Source organism: Stenotrophomonas lacuserhaii, assembly GCF_014836545.1.
In the GTDB taxonomy this organism is placed as follows: Bacteria; Pseudomonadota; Gammaproteobacteria; order Xanthomonadales; family Xanthomonadaceae; genus Stenotrophomonas; species Stenotrophomonas lacuserhaii.
In genome coordinates this window covers 132,204-149,660 of record NZ_JACSQS010000004.1, presented here as the reverse complement: position 1 = coordinate 149,660, position 17,457 = coordinate 132,204, and the positions used below count along the sequence as shown (strand labels likewise).

The window sequence follows — 17,457 nt, the reverse complement described above, 5'->3', positions numbered from 1 at the left end:
TGCTTGGACCAGCACCGGTGGATTCCGGTTCCCCATCATCGCAGGGGGCGGTCATGAATGTGATCAAGATTGGATGAATGGTGGATCGAGCGATTGGACCCCTCGCGGGTGGTTCCGCAGTTGCAGCTGGGGGTGGGTCGGGCGATGCGGCTGTGCGGGGGACGGCAAAGGCCGCATCCATGCGGGCCTCGTTTCGCGCCATCCATGGCGCTCAACGCCCCCGCACAGCCGCACCGCCCGACCCATGACAGGTTCCGGTGGCCGCCACCCGCGTCAAAAGAAAGAGAAAAAGCGCTGACGCCGACCCGTGGTCGGCGAGCGCAGCGGGCCGTTGGCGGCAACATTCCGCCGACCATGGGTCGGCGCTACCAAGGCGCCATAGACCTGTCTGGTGGAGGGAGCCCCTGAGTCAGGGGCGGCCGCGAAGTGGCGGGGTGTGGGTGCTGGTGAGAGGGGGCCCACGGTTTGCGGAGCAAACCGTGGGAGCGGCAGCGCGAATGCGATGACGCGGACCCCGGGCCGCAGGCCCGGCACCTCACACCATTACTTGCCCTTGGCGACGCGCAGGACCTTCGGGGTCACGAACACCAGCAGTTCGGCCTTGTCCTTGTTGCGGCTGCGCTTCTTGAACAGGTTGCCCAGGAACGGCACGTCACCCAGGAACGGCACCTTGCTGATGCTGTTGCGGTCGGTGAACTCGTACACACCACCGATCACCACCGTCTGCCCGTCTTCCACCAGGACCGCGGTGTTGACTTCGCGACGGTTGATCGACGGCACCGTGCCGTAGCCTTCCAGCTCGATCCACTGGTCGACTTCATCCTTCTTGACCGCCATGTTCAGGAACACGCGGTTGTCGTTGGTGATCGTCGGGGTGACCTTCAGCTCCAGCACCACTTCCTTGAACTGGACGTTGGCCTGGTTGCCACCACCGGCGCCGCCGGCGGAGATGGTCACGTAGCCGATTTCCTTACCCTGCTTGATCAGGGCCTCGCGCTGGTTGGTGGTGACCACGCGCGGGTTGGAGATCACTTCGCCGCGCGACTCGGTCTGCATTGCCGACAGTTCGACATCCAGCAGGTAGCCCGCGTTGAGGATCGACAGCGCCAGCGAGGCCGGGTTGCTGGTCGCCGCCACCGGCAGGTTGGACATCAGGCCGCGGGTGATGGTGTACGGATCACGCACCGGCGCCGCGCCGGTGCCGCCACCCGCCGCCCACTCGTTGACCGCACGCTGGTACGCGGTGTCGACGGTGGCCTGGTTGTTGATGTTCGATCCGTTGTTCTCAACACTATTGTTGAAGAACACATTGTCGCGGCTGCCGCTGACGCCGAACTTCGCACCCAGTTCGCGGGCAAAGGTATCGGTCGCGATGACGATGCGGCTTTCGATCAGCACCTGGTCGACCGGGCGGTCGATCACCCCGATCAGCTCACGCATGCGCGCGACCTTCTTCGGGATGTCGCTGATCATCAGCATGTTGGTGCGTTCATCGGCCACGATGCGGCCGCGCGAGGTCAGGAAGCCACTTTCTTCCTGCGCCGAGTTGCCACTGCCACCGCCGCCCTGGCCACCGCTGCCGTTGCCGATGCCGCGGGCTTCGGTGAGGGCTTTGAAGATCGCCGAGGCGCTGTGGTAGTTGATCTGCACGTAATCGGTGATCAGGTCCTCGCGGTTCTCGATCGCGATGCGCGCGTCTTCTTTTTCCTGCTCGAACTTGGCCAGCTCGGCCTGCGGGCCGACCCAGATCACGCTGCCGTCGCGGCGCTTGTCCAGGCCCTTGGCACGCAGCACGATGTCCAGTGCCTGGTCCCACGGTACGTTGACCAGGCGCAGGGTGACGTTGCCGGCAACGCTATCCGATGCCACCACGTTGAGGTTGGACTCCTCTGCGATCAACTGCAGCACGGTGCGCACCGGCACGTCCTGGAAGTTGAACGTCACCGGACGTCCGCTGTAACCGCGCTGGGCCACCGCGCTGGCGGCCTGGGCGATGGTGCTGGTGGTGATCGCACCGGTAGCGGCGATACCTTCCTTCGGGGTGATTTCCACCACGTATTCGTTGCCGCTCTGGTACGCCAGCGACTCGAAGGCCGAATTGGTGCTCAGCACCAGCTGGGTACCACCGCCGTACGGCTTGGCGTCGATGCGCTGCACCGGCGTGGCGAAATCGGTCACGTTGAGCGGCTTCTGCAGCTGCTCGGGCAGGCGTGCGTTGCCGACGTCGATGACCACGCTGTCGCCCTGGTTGCGCAGGTCAGGGTTCGCCCCCTGGCCGTCGAACTGCAGCACCAGGCGCCCGGCGCCGTCGTCGCCCCGCTTGAAGTCGATCTTGGACACCGACAGTGACGCCGGTGCGCTGACCGGCGTGGCTGCGGCGGCGGCGGGCGCGCCGGTGGGCGCAGCCGCGGTCGCGTGGCCGCACGCCAGCATCAACGCGACTCCCAGCGCGCCGATCCGGTTCAAGGTTGGGCGCCGGATCGGACGCAGCCCCTTGGCATTGTGAAAGGTCATCGTGCTATCCCCAGTAAACGATCATTGATCTTCAAGCGAGAGCGCGGCCGGCCGTTCCAGCCACCCGCCCGCGCCATCCGGCACCAGCTCTATCAGTTCGATGCGGTCCTCGAAGACCCCGGTCACCCGGCCATCGCTCTGCCCCATGTACACGCCCGGCCGCACGCGGTAACTCACCTTGTCAGGTGCCATCACCACCGCCACCGTGCTGCCCCCGGTCCCGATCGTGCCGACCATGTCCAGGCTGTCCAGCGGGAAGGCTTCCAGCGGCTCCTTGCGACGGTTCGGATCGGGACGCAGGCCGCTGCCGCCCTGCGGATTGGACCAGGCATCGGTGAACGGATCGCGCATGCCCTGCGCCGAATATTCAAACGTTTCGAACTGCTGCATCACCGGCAGCGGTTCGAGGGCCGGGGCTGGACGTGCGCGCACGTCTTCCACCCATTTCTGCAGGTTGGGCGCATCGCCGGGCGTGCTGGTCACGCCGCGGCCGCAACCGGCCAGCAGCACCAGCGCGACCAGGCCAACGCTGCGCAGCAGGGAAGAGCGGATCATGGCTTGCCTCCCTTCTCTGCAGCAGCCTTGTCGGCGGCAGCCTTTTCCTGCTGCTCCATCTCGGCCTCATCTAGGTAGCGATAGGTCTTGACGGTGCCGGACAGTTCCAGCGCGCCGGCGCGGATCGAAGCCGGATTGATGCCGGTCTTGGGATCCTTCGGCTTCAGGTTGATGTCGTGCATGGTCAGGATGACCACGCGCGGCAGCGAAGCGACGCCGCTGACGAAGGCACCGAACTGGTGGTAACTGCCCACCATGCGCAGCTTGATCGGCTTTTCAGCGTAGAACTCGCGCACCTGCTCGGCTTCGGGTTCGAACAGTTCGTTGACCAGCCCGCTGGACAGCGCCGTCTGCGAAACGTCGATGATCAGGTCCGGCATTTCGGTCTTGCTGGGCAGCTGGCGCAGCATCTGCTGCAGCACCTGTTCCATCTGTGCCAGCTGCTGCTTGAGCGGCTCCAGGTTGACCGCGCGCCCCTGTTCCTTTTCGAACTCGGTGCGCAGCTCGGTCTCACGGCGTTCCAGGGTGGCGAGCTCTTCACGCTTGCCGCTGGTCAGCACGAACCACGACACCGCCATGATGACCAGCGCGATCAGCACGCAGAACACCACCTTGGCCTGCTGCGGCCAGTTGCCGATGTCGTTGAAGTCCAACTCGTTGATATTGAATTTCTTCTGGCTCACGGCGAGCCCTCCTGACCGCTGGCCGGTGTCGGCGGCGGCGTCTGCTGCGGGGCGGCCGGGGTCAGCCGGCTGCCAGCGGGCGGTGCGGGAGCCGCCGGAGCGGCGTTGCCTGCGGGCGCCTGGACGGCAGCAGGCGTGGCACCGTCGGCCGGGGCCAGCGGGGCCAGCACGGCCGGATCAGCGGCAACCGGCGCATTCGGGTCAGCCACCGAGCCATCCGGGTTGAGCGTGGATTCCTCGCTCTGCGCCGGCAGCTTGACCTTCACCACGAACACATACGGCAGCGCGCTGACGTCTGCCAGCGGCAGCGTCTTGGCTTCCTTTTCCTTTTCCGGATCACGCGCTTCGATGATCGACAGTTCCGGGTTGGTCATCCAGCCGGAGGTCTCCAGGTTGCGCATGTAGGCCGAGACGCGGGCATTGGACTGGGTGCGCCCTTCCAGGGTCAGCACGTCGCCTTCCTGCTTCAGTGCGGTCAGTACCACGCCATCGGGAATGGTGCGGACCAGCGCATCGAACAGGTGCACCATCTGGGAACGCTTGGACTGCAGTTCCTCGATGACGGCCTTGCGTGCCAGCAGCCGGTCCTTCTGCGCGTCGAGGCGGTCGATTTCCTTGTTCTGCAGCTTGACCTTGTCGATCTCGGCCTGCAGGAAGGTGTTGCGCTCGCCCTGGCCGCTGACCTGACGGTCGTAGTAGAACCACACCATCAACGACAACAGCAGGCCACCGACGGCGGCCAGGCCCAACATTGCGTAGAACTCGCGCTGGCGTTGCTTGCGACGTTCGGCACGCCACGGCAGCAGGTTGATCCGTGCCATCAGTCGAAACTCCTCATCGCCAGGCCGGTGGCGATCATCAGCGCCGGGGCATCCTGTGCCAGCGCGTGCGCCTGCACCTTCGGGCCCAGCGTCATCTGCGCCAGCGGGTTGGCCACCACGGTCGGCACGCCAAGCTGCTCTTCCACCAGCTCCGGCAGGCCGGTCAACGCGGCGCAGCCGCCTGCCAGCACGATGTAGTCGACACGGTTGAATTCACTGCCTGCATAGAAGAACTGCAGCAGGCGGCTGATCTGCTGGACCGTGGCTTCCTTGAACGGCTCCAGCACTTCCATTTCGTAGCTTTCGGGCAGCCCACCCTGGCGCTTGGCCAGGCCGGCTTCTTCGTAGCTCAGGCCGAAACGGCGCATGATCTCGTCGGTCAACTGCTTGCCGCCGAACACCTGCTCACGGCTGTACAGGCTGCGCCCCCCGCGCAACACGTTCAGCGTGGTCATGGTGGCGCCGATGTCGACCAGCGCGACCACGCCGTCGCTGGACACCGGCAGTTCGCTGGCGACCAGGGCAAAGGCGTTCTCGACCGCGAAGGCCTCCACGTCCATCACCTTGGCGGTCAGTCCGCCCAGTTCCAGCGCCGACTGGCGCAGCTCGACGTTTTCAGAACGCGAGGCAGCCAGCAGCACCTGGACCATTTCCGGGTTGTTCGGGATGGTCCCGAGCACCTCGAAGTCCAGGTTCACTTCTTCGATCGGGTACGGGATGTAGTTGACGGCTTCCAGTTCGACCTGGGCCTCCATCTCGTTCTCGTCCAGATCGGCCGGCATGGGGATCACTTTGGTGATCACCGCCGAGCCCGCCACGGCCGCTGCGGCGAACTTGACCTTGCTTCCCGACCGGTTGACGGCGCGACGGATGGCTTCCCCTACCGCCTCCACTTCAACGATGTTCTTTTCTACGACGGCGTTCGGCGGCAGCGGTTCCACGGCGTAATGTTCCACGCGGAAACGGTTACCACTGCGTGAAAGCTGCAAAAGCTTTACCGCAGTCGAACTGATGTCGACGCCAATGAGCGACGACTGGCCTTTTGGGATGAGCCCCACGGTTTCTCCCCTGCCGATGGGCACTTGGACGCAATAGCTGCGCCCGCGCATTAATAACGTTTTTTTTGCAAATGGCAACCGTCCCGCCGTGAAGGTTTCTTCACAGAACGACACACGGTGACGCGGCTTCCCCTTGCACTCCCCAGGGCCGACCCCAGCCAGCCCCTTGCGTAATCTATACTCTGCGGCCATGAATTCTGCAATCGGAATCTGTCACCGATGACACGCCTTCGCCGCTGGCTGCGCTGGATCCTGGTCGTTTTCCTGATCCTGGCGTTGATTGGCGCGGCCGCTGCGGGCGGCCTCTACTACGCCATTTCCTCCAAGCTTCCCGACGTGCAGACCCTGCGCGACGTGGAAATGCAGGAGCCCATGTATGTCTACGCCGCCGACGGCAAGCTGATGGCGGTGTTCGGCGAGACGCGGCGCACGCCGATCACCATGAAGGACGTCCCCGAGCGCCTCAAGCAGGCCTTCCTGGCCACCGAAGACGCCCGTTTCTATGAACATGGCGGGGTCGATTACAAGGGCATCGCGCGTGCGGTATGGCTGCTGGCCACCACCAGCGACCGCCGCGTGCCCGGCGGTTCGACGATCACCCAGCAGGTCGCGCGGCAGTTCTTCCTGAGTTCGGAATACAGCTATACGCGCAAGCTGGCCGAGATCCTGCTGGCCCGCAAGATCGAGGCGGAGTTGAGCAAGGACGAGATCTTCGAGCTGTACCTGAACAAGAGTTTCTTCGGCAATCGCGCCTACGGCGTGGCCGCGGCGGCGCAGTTGTACTACGGCAAGTCGCTGGACCAGCTGGACCTGGATGAAATGGCATCGCTGGCCGGCATCCCCAAGTTTCCGTCTTCGGGCAACCCCATCTCCAACCCGGAGCGCGCGCAGCAGCGCCGCGACAACTACGTCCTGCAGCGCATGGCCGACCTGCGCTTCATCAGCCAGGCCGAGGCCGATGCGGCCAAGGCCGTGCCGATGCACGCCACTGTGCACGAGCCACCGGTGCAGGTCGACGCGCCCTATGTGGCCGAACTGGTGCGCCAGGAGATGATCGCCCGCTTCGGCGGCGACGTGGTCAACAAGGGCTACCACGTGACCACCACCATCAACGCCGAGCTGCAGACCGCGGCCAACCTGGCCGTGCGTGACGGGCTGCTGCTGTACGACCACCGGCATGGCTGGCACGGCGTGGAGAAGCAGGTCGCGCTGGGTGCCGGCGATGACGTGGCGACGCTGGCCGGGCACCTGTCCGGGATCAGTGCGCAGTCCGGTCTGCTGCCGGCGATCATCGCCGCCACCGCCGCCGATGGCAGCGCCACCGCCGTGCTGGCCAACCGTACCGAAGTCACCCTGCCCGCCGCTGCGGCGCGCTGGACCAACAAGACCCCTGCCAAGCTGGTGCAGCGCGGCGACATCGTGCGCGTGCGCGTGGGCGAGAAGGAAGGCCAGTGGCTGCTCGACCAGATCCCGCGCGGTCAGTCCGCGCTGGTCTCGGTGGATGCCAACAGCGGTGCCCTGAAGGCGCTGGTGGGTGGCTTCAGCTACTCCGGCAACAAATTCAACCGCGCCACCCAGGCGCGTCGCCAGCCGGGCTCGAGCTTCAAGCCGTTCATCTATGCAGCGGCCTTCGACAAGGGCTACAACCCGGCGTCGATCGTGCTCGATGCCCCGGTGGTGTTCCGCGACCGCCGTGGCAAGACCTGGTCGCCGCAGAACGATGGCGGCGGCTTCCGTGGCCCGATGCGCCTGCGCGAGGCACTGGTGCAGTCGCGCAACCTGGTGTCGGTGCGGCTGCTGGACGGCATGGGCGTGGACTATGCGCGCAAGTACATCAGCGAGTTCGGTTTCGCCGAAGCCGAGCTGCCGCCCAACCTGTCGATGTCGCTGGGCACCGCCTCGCTGACTCCGCTTTCGGTGGCGCGTGGCTATGCCGTGTTCGCCAACGGCGGCTCGCGCGTGGACACCTGGCTGATCGACCGGGTTTCCGACCGCGACGGCGTGGAAGTATTCAAGGAAAACCCTGCGCTGGCCTGCCGTGACTGCGCAGGCACCAGTCATGGCCAGCCGGCCAATGCGGTGGTGGATGGCTTCAACTTCGGCGCTGCCGCCGCTCCGGCCCCGGCCGGCACCGCCGCGACGCCACAGCCGACGGTTGAAGCCCCGGCCCCGGTCAACCCCGATGCGCGCACCGCGCCGCGCGCGATCGATGCGCGCACCGCCTACCAGCTGGTGTCGATGATGCGCGATGTGGTCCAGCGCGGTACCGGCACGGCGGCCAAGGTGCTTGGCCGCGAGGACGTGGGCGGCAAGACCGGTTCGACCAACGACCATCGCGATGCCTGGTTCTCCGGCTTTGGCGGTCCTTACGCCACCACGGTGTGGGTCGGTCGCGATGACTTCCGCTCGCTGGGCTACCGCGAATATGGCGGCAAGGCCGCGCTGCCGATCTGGATCGACTACATGCGCACCGCGCTGAAGGACACGCCGATCGCGCAGAACGATCCGCCCTCGGGCATGGTGCAGGCCAGCCTCAACGGCGCCACCGAGTGGGTCAAGGTCGAGGACATGGACCGCTTGCAGGACTACGACCTGAACCTGCAGACGCCGCAGGCCGATGCGGCGGCATTCGATATCTTCTGACCGACCACGACACTGAGCGGTGGCGCGGCACGCTCCATGCCGCGCCACCTGGCCTTCACCGCGCCGGTGTAGGCTGGTTCCAGGCCATGCAGAGGGGAGCAACCCATGCACCGTGCGCGCGAACACACCGCCACCCAGACCCGTGAACGCCGCCATCGGCTGGCGCATGAAGCCGCCAGGCTGATGGTCGAAGGCGGCATCCAGGATTTCCACCAGGCCAAGCGCAAGGCCGCCATCCGGCTGGGCATCCATGACGATGCTTCGCTGCCGCGCAACGCTGAAATCGAGCAGGCCCTGCGCGAGCACCAACGCTTGTTCGCCGGCAGTGCCCAGAGCAATGCGTTGCGGCAGCGGCGGGAAGCGGCGGTGCACGCACTGGAGTTCCTGCAGGCGTTCGCTCCACGGTTGGCTGGGCCGGTGCTGGAGGGCACCGCAGATGCGCATAGTCCGGTCCAGCTGCACCTGCACGACGACGACCCGGACGCCGTACAGCGTTTCCTCGACGAGCATGGCATCCCGGCCGAGGTACGCAGCCGGCGCCTGCGATGGGACCGCGAACGGGTACTCGATGCGCCGGTGTGGGTGTTCAGCGCCGATGGCGTGGTCTTCGAGCTGCTGGTACTGCCCTGCCACGCCCTGCGCCAGGCACCGCTGTCAGCGGTAGACGAAAAGCCAATGCGGCGCGCCTCGCTGGCCCGCCTGCGCGAGCTGCTGCAGGACACCGCACCGGCGCCAGGCGACACGCAGGGCTGAGCAAGCCCGGGCCGACGGACCCGGCAAGCTCAGCCGATCACAGGAGGCAGCGTCAGCAGGTGCTCACGGTAGCCGTCGCCGGTGAGGCGATAGCGCAGTTGCAGCGTGCTGCCGGGCTCCAGCCCGGCCGGCAATTGCAGCGATGCGCCCGGGTACAGGCTGCGCGATACCTCATGGGTTGCACATGCACCGGCCGCGCTGCAGCCGGCGACGCTGGTGATGCCCACGCGCAGCGTGCCGATGTTGTGCAGCGTGCGGCCGCGCAGCTCCACCTGCACCCGTCCATCGGCGGGCAGCACGTTGACCAGCGCCCCCCAGACCAGGCTGACGCCGATGCTGGCTTGTGCGCCGTCTGCGGGGGCATCCGCGGCCTCCTCATCCGGTGCGCGGACACCTTCGAAATAGACCCGGTAAGCGGTCTCCTGCTGGACCGGCTGCAGCGGGACGATCCGGATCAAGCGGTTGCCCCCGCCCGCCAGTGCAAATCTGGACGGGGTCAGCGCAATGGCTGCCTGGCTGGGTGCAACGTCCGCTTCGTGTTCCCCGTCGCCGGCCGGATCCACGATGTGGCGCAGGGATGCCTGCACGAACTGCGCTTGCGCGGATTGCGAATACACGCGGAAAACCGTTGCTTTGCCAGGCTCTACCGATGCACGCATGGGATGGATGGTCAGGTTGGCGTGCGCCGCCGGCGTGGACAGAAACAGCGCCAGGGCAAGGCCGGAAAATCGAGTTCTCACGAAAGGTTCCATTGGTTTCAGGGACGGGAGGGCGGCAGACGCAGCTCGACCCGCAGCCCGCCGCGGTAGTGGCCTGGCCGCTTGCTCGAGATGGGAACGCGGGGAGTGTCCAGGCTGAGCGGGGTCGGCACGCAGAACACAGGCTGGGACATGCCGGGCAGCGCCACCAGCCGCAACCGGACGCGGTCGATGCCGGTCAACATCTGCTCGGTTCCATTGGCCATCGGCAGCCGTGCTCCGCCGTGGTCCAGCGTCACGGTGTAGTCCACGCGCTGTGTCGGGTCGTCGCCACCGTCCGCGTGCCATACCGAGTAACCGCTGGCCGACGAGGACGGACCTGCGCTATCACTGACAGTCACGCCCAGGTAGTCGCTCTGCGAACCTGCTCCGTCATACAGGCACATCTCCAACGCGGCATGTCCGCCGACCGTCTGCGAGATCGGGTCGTAGTGCAGGTTAAGGCCGACCTGGGGCGTTGCCAGGTCGAAGGCGGGGAAGTAGATCGACGCCGCATCGCGGTCGCTGATGTCCAGATCCAGACGGAACGTGTAAGTCGCCAGTGCCGGCCCGTTGGCTTCAGTGCGCAAGTCCAGCACCAGTTCGGCCTCCCAGCGCCCTGCCACCAGCCTGGACAACTCGTTACCGGCAATGGACAGGGCCGCACCGGTTCCAGTAGGCGGTTGGCCAGCGCATTCCGGCCCGTAGCGGCTACTCAGCGGCTGATCGGTCCCGTGCCAGAGGTCGTTCTGGCAGGCGCGGTCTGCAAAGGCGCGTTGCAGCGAACCGGTCACGGTGATCTCCGTGCGCATGCCGCTCCTGCGTTCGGTGAAGCGCAACGCGATGCCGGTGCGTCCGCCACCCTCGGCACCGGTATCGGCGGTTGGGCAGCGGCCATGTTCTGCATCCGTTGCCGACCGGCAGGTGAGATGGATGCTTCCGTAGCCACGCGCAGGGTCGGCGCTGTAACCGAGCAGCGTGCGTGGCGCCAGCAGCTCGATGGAGGCCGGGACCCCCGACCGGTCATAGGCCAGCGGGTGCTCCTGCACGATGCCAACGGGATCGGTAAGCGGTAGCGCCTGTGCCCGGGCGGCAGGCACCAGCAGCACGGCAAGGAGCACGGCAAGCCAGCGCATCATCACCGTTCCTTCCCACGCTGCGCGCCCCGACCCGGCCGGATCAGGGCCCGCTCCCCCAGCAGTTGCGCCACCCTTTCCTGCTGACGGATGTCGGCCGGCAACTGCGCCACGTCCAACGGCTGGCACTGCACGGTACCGACCATCAACACGGCCAGGCGCTGCTCGCGCACCTGCAATGGACAATGCAGCAGCCGGCTGCCCTGCAACAGGTACAGTACCTGCTCGCGTCGCGTGAAATCCAGCACGAACCCGCCATTGCCCTCGGTGGCAGGTACCGGTGCATTGAGGATGCGTGCCGCCGAAACCGGCAGGCCCGCGGGATCCTGCGCGCGGCCGATGAACGTGTAGGTCACCTCGATGGGAACGGCCATCGACAGCAACCGGCCCGGCGCCAGGAACACCTCACGCCCGGCACCGCCAGCGCCAGCGCCAGCGCCTACGCCTACGCGCACCGCCCCGCTGCTGTCCCCGCTGCTGGCATCCTGAAGTTCGGCACGGTGCATCTGGTAGGCCGGCAAGGCCACCAGCCTGCGCTCGCCAAGCCGCAGGCGCTGCCTGCGCCGTCCTGCCACCTGGAGCTCGGCCGCTACCCCGGACAGTTCACTGTCCTGTGCAGGGTCGACCTTCACCGCCAGGCCCGCATCGGCGCCGTTGCCTTCGCCCCAGTAGAAGCCGCTTGGCCCCAAGGCGAAGGCCGCACTGTGCGTCGCGCTGTAGCCCGTTTCCCGACGCCCGGGCTGCCGATGGAAGGCCACGGTGGCGCTGCCATGGCCGAAGTGGTTCTGCAACTGCGCGCCCACACCGACGCTGTATCGCTCGCTGTTGTCGCCGCGCAGATCGGCAGACACCTCGGCGGACTGGTCGTCGTACTGGCGGCGCATCGTCTGGCTGGCGCTGTAGCTCATCTGCGGCCGCTGATGGCCCGGCTGCCGCAGGTCCATCGCATGGCGTCGTTGCGAAGTGACCCGATCGCCGCGCTGCAACCGGGTAAGGCTGAGGTTGAAGAAAAAACCGCGGTCGTGCCGAGGGCCACCGGTTGCGTCGCTGCGCTGGTGCCAAAGACCGAAGCGACGCGCAACGCTGTACTCTTTCCAACGCTCGATCCGGCTGAAGCTGCCCTGCCAGTTGCGGCTGCGCTGTGCATCGACGTTGCCGGCATGCTGCCCGGGCAATGCCAGCGAGGGGGGCATGAACACCGCCTCGGCGTAGCCCGGCGTGGGATCGGCGCGCCACGCCTGGCGGCGCGTGTAGCCCAGGTAGAGGCTCCCGCCGCGTAGCGGCAATGCCATCGAAGCACTCAGCGCATCCACGCACCCCGCTCCGTCGTATCGCGCAGACGACTGGCAGCGGATGTCGCGCGAGCGTTGATGATGGACATTCCATGATGCCCGTCGCCGGTAGGATATCTGGCTCCGGGTGCCACGGCTGCCCTCGCTGCCGCGCATGGCGCTCAGCCCAGCGCGCAGCTCCTGGGTGGCGAACCGCTGCCGCAGGTCCAGCCGCAGCTCCGCATAGCGGCCGCTCTCCATGTCCACCGCACCTGCGGTCACGGCCATGGCGTGCCCGACCGGCAAACGCAGCCCCGCCATGACCGTGGCTTCGCCGGGCAGGTGTCGGGCGCCGCGTTCTGCACGCCGCCCCGCCTGTAAGAACCATTGCAGGGTGTCATCGGCGCCGTCGCCACGCTTGTCGAAAGGCGCTTCTTCGCCGCGTACCAGCACGCCCGCTTCGTAGATGCGCAGGGTGACGCTGTAACTGCCGAAGGGATAGCTGCGGGTATCCAGTTCGTTGATTCCGGCAGGCAGGTAATAGGTCTGCAGGAGGCGCTCGCCATCGAACGCGTCCACGCGCGCATCGCGTGCCAGCAGCACGGTGAGCGGCGTGGCCTGCATTGCCGCCTCGACATTGATGTAGGCTTGGCTGCTTCCCACGCGCAGGCCGTCGAAGCGGTCCAGCGGGAGCATGCCGAAGCCGAAGGTGCCGCCAAGTGGACTGGCGAGGTTGCGCCGGTCCATGCGCCCGGCCTGCAGGTAGTGACGACGGTCCAGGTCATGCCGGTAATACGCATTGTCCATGTCGAATCCACCGCCACTGCGGTGTCCGTGGTGCTGGCTGAAGTTCCAGCTCGCCGCCAGGTGCCCGTGGGCGGACATCCCCAATGCGCCCGCGCCCTGTATCGCCAGCGCGCGCTGGTCGCGGCCACCGCTTGCATTGATCACGTGCTGGTGGAGGAACGCTTTTTCGGCTGCGGCGCTGGCCTGGTGTAAGCGCTCGGCGCTGCGTGGAGCCGGCAGCCACTGCCGCGCCACGAACAGGCGCACTGCCCCCTCGCCTTCGTCATAGATCGCGGCCACGGCCGTGTCCTCTTCGGGGGGATCCATATAGCCGCAGCCCGCCTGGGCATTGCCGTGCCGGCATGCCAGATGGCTGTTGCGCGGCAGCGGAGCAGACAGCGCTGGCAGCAGGCTGGAGCGTGCCGCAGGGTCCAGATCGAGCGCCTGAAGTACGGTGCCGGGATCCTGCAGTTGCACGGTATTCAGGTCGACGAGCACCGGCACCACGCCTGCAGAGCGCTCGAACAGCCGGACGTCAAGCTGCTCCACCTGACCTTCCACCAGGTCTTCGAAGCCGTCCGGGACGCGACTGGCGGTGACGCCCCCCATTACCACGGGCAGTGCGAGCGCGATCGCCAGCCCGGTCGCGACAGGGGCGGTAGTCATCATGTGAGAGTGGCCGAAAGGGCCGGCCCCGTAGGGCCGGCGCAGGAAGTTACGGGCTGACGGTCTTCTGGGCCAGGACAATGCTGACCAGTCCCTCGTACAGGCCCGCCGCGGTGATGGGCGCCTGCGTGGTCTGCGCGATCTGGAGCGGCATGGCAATCGAGGCGCCCGGCAACGCGCCGTCGAACAGTTCGGCCGCGGTGAAGTCGGTACCCGCCACCGATACGGTTCGGCCATTGAGGCTGACCGTCATCGGCACCCCACCGCACCGGGGGCAGCAATGACCGGACGCAGCTCGGCGGCATGACCCAGGCGCACGGCGATATCCTTGCGCGGATCGTTGGAAATGATCCGCACCTGGTCCGACCAGGGCATCAGGCCATTGATCGGGTTGTGGGTCAGCGCCACGCCATCGGGCAACGCGCTGCCATCGGCACGCAGCAGGGCCAGCGTGGGATCGACATCTGCCCAGACCTTGATGTCGGCCTGGATGGCATGTGCGGAGGTGGATGCAGCGGCTAGCGCGATGGCGACCAGCGCGTTCCGGCAATGCGTTTTCATATGACTACTCTCCTTGATATCGATATATGGCGTCATTCAAACGACGCTATACCATCAGCGAAAGCTGGTGGCGGCAGGAGAATAGGCATTGCGTTCTGATTTGAACGTAAGGAAATCTTCAAAAACGCGATGTCGTGAGCGCTTTTGTGCGCTTGGTTGCGGAACAAAACATTGCTTCGTGCTTTGCCAGGATCTGACGCTTTCTCGATAGCGACCCGTGCAGAGCTGACAGGCGCGCAAAAAAAAACGCCCCGCGAGGCGGGGCGTTCGATGCGACAGGCAAAGACCGGAATCAGCCCTGGTAGTCGCGCACGTCGCTACCGGTGTAGACCTGGCGCGGGCGGCCGATCTTCATTTCCGGATCCACCTGCTGTTCCAGCCAGTGCGCGACCCAGCCGGAAGTACGGCCCAGGGCGAACATGACGGTGAACATTTCGGTCGGGATCTGCAGCGCCTTGTAGATGATGCCGCTGTAGAAATCGACGTTCGGGTACAGCTTGCGGGCGACGAAGTACTCGTCCTGCAGCGCGGCCTGCTCCAGCTTCACGGCCACGTCCAGCAGCGGATCCTGCACGCCCAGCTGCTTGAGCACCTTGCCGGTCATCTCGCCGATGACCTTGGCGCGCGGGTCGAAGTTCTTGTACACGCGGTGGCCGAAGCCCATCAGGCGGAAGCCGGAGGTCTTGTCCTTGGCCTTGACCACGGCCGATTCGACGTTGTCGGCCGAACCGATTTCTTCCAGCATCTTCAGCACGGCTTCGTTGGCACCGCCATGGGCGGGGCCCCACAGCGCGGTGACGCCTGCGGCCACCGACGCGTAGGGGTTGGCACCGGTCGAACCGACCAGGCGCACGGTGGAAGTCGACGCGTTCTGCTCGTGGTCGGCATGCAGGATGAACAACAGATCCAGTGCCTTGACCACGTCCTGGTTCAGTTCGTAGCTGCCGTCGGCGGCTTCGAAGGTCTGCTTCAGGAAGCGGCTGACGTAGTCCAGCGAGGTATCCGGCGTGTTGGCCGGCAGGCCCTTGCCATGGCGATAGATCAGCGCCGACAGGGTCGGCACCTTGGCGATCAGGCGAACGGCGGCCTTGCGGCGCTGTTCGGCGTCAGCCAGGTCGAGCGAGGCGTGGTAGATACCCGACAGCTGCGCGATCGCGGCGGTCAGGATCGCCATCGGATGGGCATCCTTGGCGAAGCTGCCGATCAACGTGTTGATCGATGCATCGACGGTGGCTTCTGCAGCCAGCTCTTCGTTGAATGCCTTCAACTGGGCCGCGTCGGGACGCTCGCCGTTGATGAGCAGGTAGACGACTTCGACATAGCTCGACTTTTCCGAGAGCTGCTCGATCGGATAGCCGCGATACAACAGAACGCCCTTGTCGCCATCGATGTAGGTGATGGCCGACTTGCAGCTTGCGGTGGCAGTGAAGCCGGAATCGTAGGTGAAATACCCCGTTTCCTTGGTCAGCTTCGAAATGTCGACGCAGTCGTTGCCGAGAGTGGGTTTGATGACCGGCAGAACGACCGACTTTTCGCCGGCGTTGAGCGTGACCTGATCAAGATCGGACACTGTGTGCGCTCCTTCAAGGGGAAGGCGCCTGCCCAAGCGCATTGGTCAGGCACGTGAATGACGTCCACGACCTGTGCCGCGGATCCCGCCATTATCGCACAGCAGCATTTTCCGGGGGTTAGACGGAAGTCGTAGATGTCGTATACGGACCCGCCCGAGGCCTCGCCGGCGGGGGCGCCCAGGGGTGCGCCGATGCCGGCGACCGGACGCTGCGTTCTACCACCATACGCCACGGCACCGCGTCCCGGAAAAGCAAACGGCCGCGCAAATGCGCGGCCGCTCACCCAAGCGTGGATCGACGGATCAGCGCGCGTAGCGCTTCTGGAACTTGTCGATACGGCCGGAGGTGTCGATCACCTTGTGCTTGCCCGTGTAGAACGGGTGCGACGAGGAGGAGATTTCGACCTTCACGAGCGGATACTCGTTACCGTCTTCCCACTTGGTGGTTTCCTTCGACGCCATGGTCGAGCGGGTCAGGATCTTGAAATCAGAGGTGACGTCTTCGAAGACGACGTCACGGTACTCGGGATGGATATCGTCCTTCATGGGCGTACACCGTAAATAGGTAAGGGAAACACAAGAGCGGCATTATAAGCCCCACTTCGCGCCGGGGCAACCCGCCTTGAGGCGGGCGCGCCGTGCCTGTCTTCAGGCACCCAGCGCCTGCCGCACCAGTGCCTCGAAACGGGACTGATCGTAGGCCATCAGAAGCGCGCAGTTGTCCGGCTGGCCGGTCTGGCGATTCCAGTCGACGAGGGTGGCACCACGGCTGAACGTGCCGTTCAGCTCGATGTTCACCGGCCGCGACTCCACCTGCAGCTGCCCTTCCGGATTCAGCGCCCAGGCCATCGCCAGGGCATCGGCGGTGAACCAGCGTCCGCCCTTGCTGTCTTCGGACAGCGCACGGGTCTTGCGCGAGATCAGTTCATAGAAGCGCGCGCGGTCCGAATCGGCGGCCAGCCACTGTTCGGCCTGCTGCAGCGGCAATCCGTGGGCCACGGTCGCTTCCCAGTCCGATACCAGCAGGTGCGGGAAGGCGGCGAACACCACGTGCGCGGCTTCCGGATCGAAGGCGATGTTGAACTCGGCAGCAGGGGTGATGTTGCCGTGGCAGGTGACCGCCCCGCCCATCACCACGATGCGCTTGATGCGGGTGGGCAGGGTTGGATCCAGCTTCAGCGCCAGCGCCAGGTTGGTCAGCGGGCCAAGCATGACCAGCATCAGCTCGCCACGGTACTGGTGCGACAGGCGCAGGATCGCCAGCGCGGCATGTTCAGCTTCGGCGCCGCGGGCGGGGGGCGGCAGGTCGACATCGCCATAGCCGTCGCGACCGTGCACGTGGGCGGCATCCAGCGAGGGATGCAGCAGCGGATCGGGGCTGCCGGCGAACACGGGGACGTCGTCACGGCCGACCACTTCACACAGTTTGAGTGCGTTGCGGACGGTGTAATCCAGGCCGACGTTGCCGGCGGCGATGGTCAGCGCGACCACCTCATGGCGGGTATCGGCGAAGGCCATCAGCAGGGCCAGTGCGTCGTCCACACCGGGGTCGGTGTCGATCAACAGCGGGATCTTGTGGGTCATCGTTGCCGTCTTCTGAGCGGCAACGGAGTGTCGCACCGCGGTGGCTGCAAATACAACCGGGCGCACGAGCGACGCCCGTTTTTCGGAAGGGGCCGGGCGGGAGGGGTCTGCAGGGGACG

15 protein-coding genes are annotated in these 17,457 nt (G+C 66.0%); 2 read left to right on the top strand and 13 right to left on the bottom strand.

All coding sequences use genetic code 11. From position 1 onward, the window contains the following. Positions 1–543 precede the first annotated feature (543 nt). Genes H9654_RS06120 through H9654_RS06100 form a run of 5 tightly spaced genes read right to left on the bottom strand, consistent with a single transcriptional unit; the run spans position 544 to position 5,631 of the window. On the bottom strand, positions 544–2,514 hold the full coding sequence (locus H9654_RS06120; RefSeq protein WP_191769823.1) for a type IV pilus secretin PilQ: 1,971 nt from the start codon (positions 2,512–2,514) through the stop codon (positions 544–546). 21 nt (positions 2,515–2,535) lie between these two features. Beyond that, positions 2,536–3,069: a pilus assembly protein PilP gene (locus H9654_RS06115; RefSeq protein ID WP_101100924.1), complete on the bottom strand. Its 534-nt coding sequence runs from the start codon at positions 3,067–3,069 to the stop codon at positions 2,536–2,538. Continuing rightward, the gene (gene pilO / locus H9654_RS06110; RefSeq protein WP_042614424.1) at positions 3,066–3,752 is read right to left on the bottom strand and encodes a type IV pilus inner membrane component PilO; all 687 of its coding nucleotides are present in this window, start codon (positions 3,750–3,752) and stop codon (positions 3,066–3,068) included. Before pilO ends, H9654_RS06115 begins: the two co-directional genes overlap by 4 nt. Next, positions 3,749–4,573, bottom strand: a complete 825-nt coding sequence (locus H9654_RS06105) for a PilN domain-containing protein (RefSeq protein ID WP_101100926.1) — start codon at positions 4,571–4,573, stop codon at positions 3,749–3,751. The genes pilO and H9654_RS06105 overlap by 4 nt, the downstream gene beginning before the upstream one ends. After that, a complete protein-coding gene (locus H9654_RS06100) occupies positions 4,573–5,631 on the bottom strand; it encodes a pilus assembly protein PilM (protein ID WP_101100965.1) in 1,059 nt (352 codons plus the stop codon). The genes H9654_RS06105 and H9654_RS06100 overlap by 1 nt, the downstream gene beginning before the upstream one ends. 219 nt (positions 5,632–5,850) lie before the next feature. Between H9654_RS06100 and H9654_RS06095 the strand changes: the two genes are divergently transcribed. Together H9654_RS06095 and H9654_RS06090 are read left to right on the top strand one after the other, a co-directional pair. Further along, on the top strand, positions 5,851–8,274 hold the full coding sequence (locus H9654_RS06095; protein WP_191769821.1) for a penicillin-binding protein 1A: 2,424 nt from the start codon (positions 5,851–5,853) through the stop codon (positions 8,272–8,274). A gap of 105 nt (positions 8,275–8,379) precedes the next feature. Then, a complete protein-coding gene (locus H9654_RS06090; RefSeq protein WP_191769820.1) occupies positions 8,380–9,027 on the top strand; it encodes a hypothetical protein in 648 nt (215 codons plus the stop codon). Positions 9,028–9,056: 29 nt separating this feature from the next. On the opposite strand, the gene H9654_RS06085 is transcribed toward H9654_RS06090, so the two are convergent. The 8 genes from H9654_RS06085 to H9654_RS06055 form a co-directional block, all read right to left on the bottom strand. After that, positions 9,057–9,779 carry a pilus assembly protein gene (locus tag H9654_RS06085; RefSeq protein ID WP_191769818.1) on the bottom strand — a complete coding sequence of 241 codons (723 nt, stop codon included), beginning with the start codon at positions 9,777–9,779 and terminating at the stop codon, positions 9,057–9,059. 5 nt (positions 9,780–9,784) lie between these two features. Beyond that, complete coding sequence (locus H9654_RS06080) at positions 9,785–10,903, bottom strand: CfaE/CblD family pilus tip adhesin (RefSeq protein ID WP_225211906.1); 1,119 nt, start codon at positions 10,901–10,903, stop codon at positions 9,785–9,787. Then, positions 10,903–13,626 (bottom strand): TcfC E-set like domain-containing protein, encoded by a 2,724-nt coding sequence (locus tag H9654_RS06075; RefSeq protein WP_191769816.1) that lies wholly within the window; start codon positions 13,624–13,626, stop codon positions 10,903–10,905. The genes H9654_RS06080 and H9654_RS06075 overlap by 1 nt, the downstream gene beginning before the upstream one ends. A 46-nt stretch (positions 13,627–13,672) precedes the next feature. Next, positions 13,673–13,876: a fimbrial protein gene (locus tag H9654_RS17880; RefSeq protein ID WP_263615075.1), complete on the bottom strand. Its 204-nt coding sequence runs from the start codon at positions 13,874–13,876 to the stop codon at positions 13,673–13,675. After that, positions 13,873–14,184, bottom strand: a complete 312-nt coding sequence (locus H9654_RS17875) for a CS1 type fimbrial major subunit (RefSeq protein WP_263615074.1) — start codon at positions 14,182–14,184, stop codon at positions 13,873–13,875. Before H9654_RS17875 ends, H9654_RS17880 begins: the two co-directional genes overlap by 4 nt. Before the next feature lie 292 nt (positions 14,185–14,476). After that, complete coding sequence (locus H9654_RS06065) at positions 14,477–15,796, bottom strand: citrate synthase (RefSeq protein ID WP_225211905.1); 1,320 nt, start codon at positions 15,794–15,796, stop codon at positions 14,477–14,479. A 261-nt stretch (positions 15,797–16,057) separates the two neighbouring features. Beyond that, a complete protein-coding gene (locus H9654_RS06060; RefSeq protein WP_042614414.1) occupies positions 16,058–16,300 on the bottom strand; it encodes a type B 50S ribosomal protein L31 in 243 nt (80 codons plus the stop codon). Between the two features lie 102 nt (positions 16,301–16,402). Further along, a complete protein-coding gene (locus tag H9654_RS06055; RefSeq protein WP_191769811.1) occupies positions 16,403–17,338 on the bottom strand; it encodes a nucleoside hydrolase in 936 nt (311 codons plus the stop codon). Positions 17,339–17,457: the final 119 nt, after the last annotated feature.

Excerpts from the sequence above, each read along its gene's own strand:
- H9654_RS06120 (WP_191769823.1), bottom strand. The coding sequence starts at position 2,514 with ATGACCTTTCACAATGCCAAGGGGCTGCGTCCGATCCGGCGCCCAACC.
- H9654_RS06060 (WP_042614414.1), bottom strand. The coding sequence starts at position 16,300 with ATGAAGGACGATATCCATCCCGAGTACCGTGACGTCGTCTTCGAAGAC.
- H9654_RS06055 (WP_191769811.1), bottom strand. The coding sequence starts at position 17,338 with ATGACCCACAAGATCCCGCTGTTGATCGACACCGACCCCGGTGTGGAC.
- H9654_RS06090 (WP_191769820.1), top strand. The coding sequence starts at position 8,380 with ATGCACCGTGCGCGCGAACACACCGCCACCCAGACCCGTGAACGCCGC.
- H9654_RS06105 (WP_101100926.1), bottom strand. The coding sequence starts at position 4,573 with ATGGCACGGATCAACCTGCTGCCGTGGCGTGCCGAACGTCGCAAGCAA.
- H9654_RS06085 (WP_191769818.1), bottom strand. The coding sequence starts at position 9,779 with ATGGAACCTTTCGTGAGAACTCGATTTTCCGGCCTTGCCCTGGCGCTG.
- H9654_RS17875 (WP_263615074.1), bottom strand. The coding sequence starts at position 14,184 with ATGAAAACGCATTGCCGGAACGCGCTGGTCGCCATCGCGCTAGCCGCT.
- H9654_RS06065 (WP_225211905.1), bottom strand. The coding sequence starts at position 15,796 with ATGCGCTTGGGCAGGCGCCTTCCCCTTGAAGGAGCGCACACAGTGTCC.
- H9654_RS06115 (WP_101100924.1), bottom strand. The coding sequence starts at position 3,069 with ATGATCCGCTCTTCCCTGCTGCGCAGCGTTGGCCTGGTCGCGCTGGTG.
- H9654_RS06095 (WP_191769821.1), top strand. The coding sequence starts at position 5,851 with ATGACACGCCTTCGCCGCTGGCTGCGCTGGATCCTGGTCGTTTTCCTG.
- H9654_RS06075 (WP_191769816.1), bottom strand. The coding sequence starts at position 13,626 with ATGATGACTACCGCCCCTGTCGCGACCGGGCTGGCGATCGCGCTCGCA.
- H9654_RS06080 (WP_225211906.1), bottom strand. The coding sequence starts at position 10,903 with ATGATGCGCTGGCTTGCCGTGCTCCTTGCCGTGCTGCTGGTGCCTGCC.
- H9654_RS17880 (WP_263615075.1), bottom strand. The coding sequence starts at position 13,876 with ATGACGGTCAGCCTCAATGGCCGAACCGTATCGGTGGCGGGTACCGAC.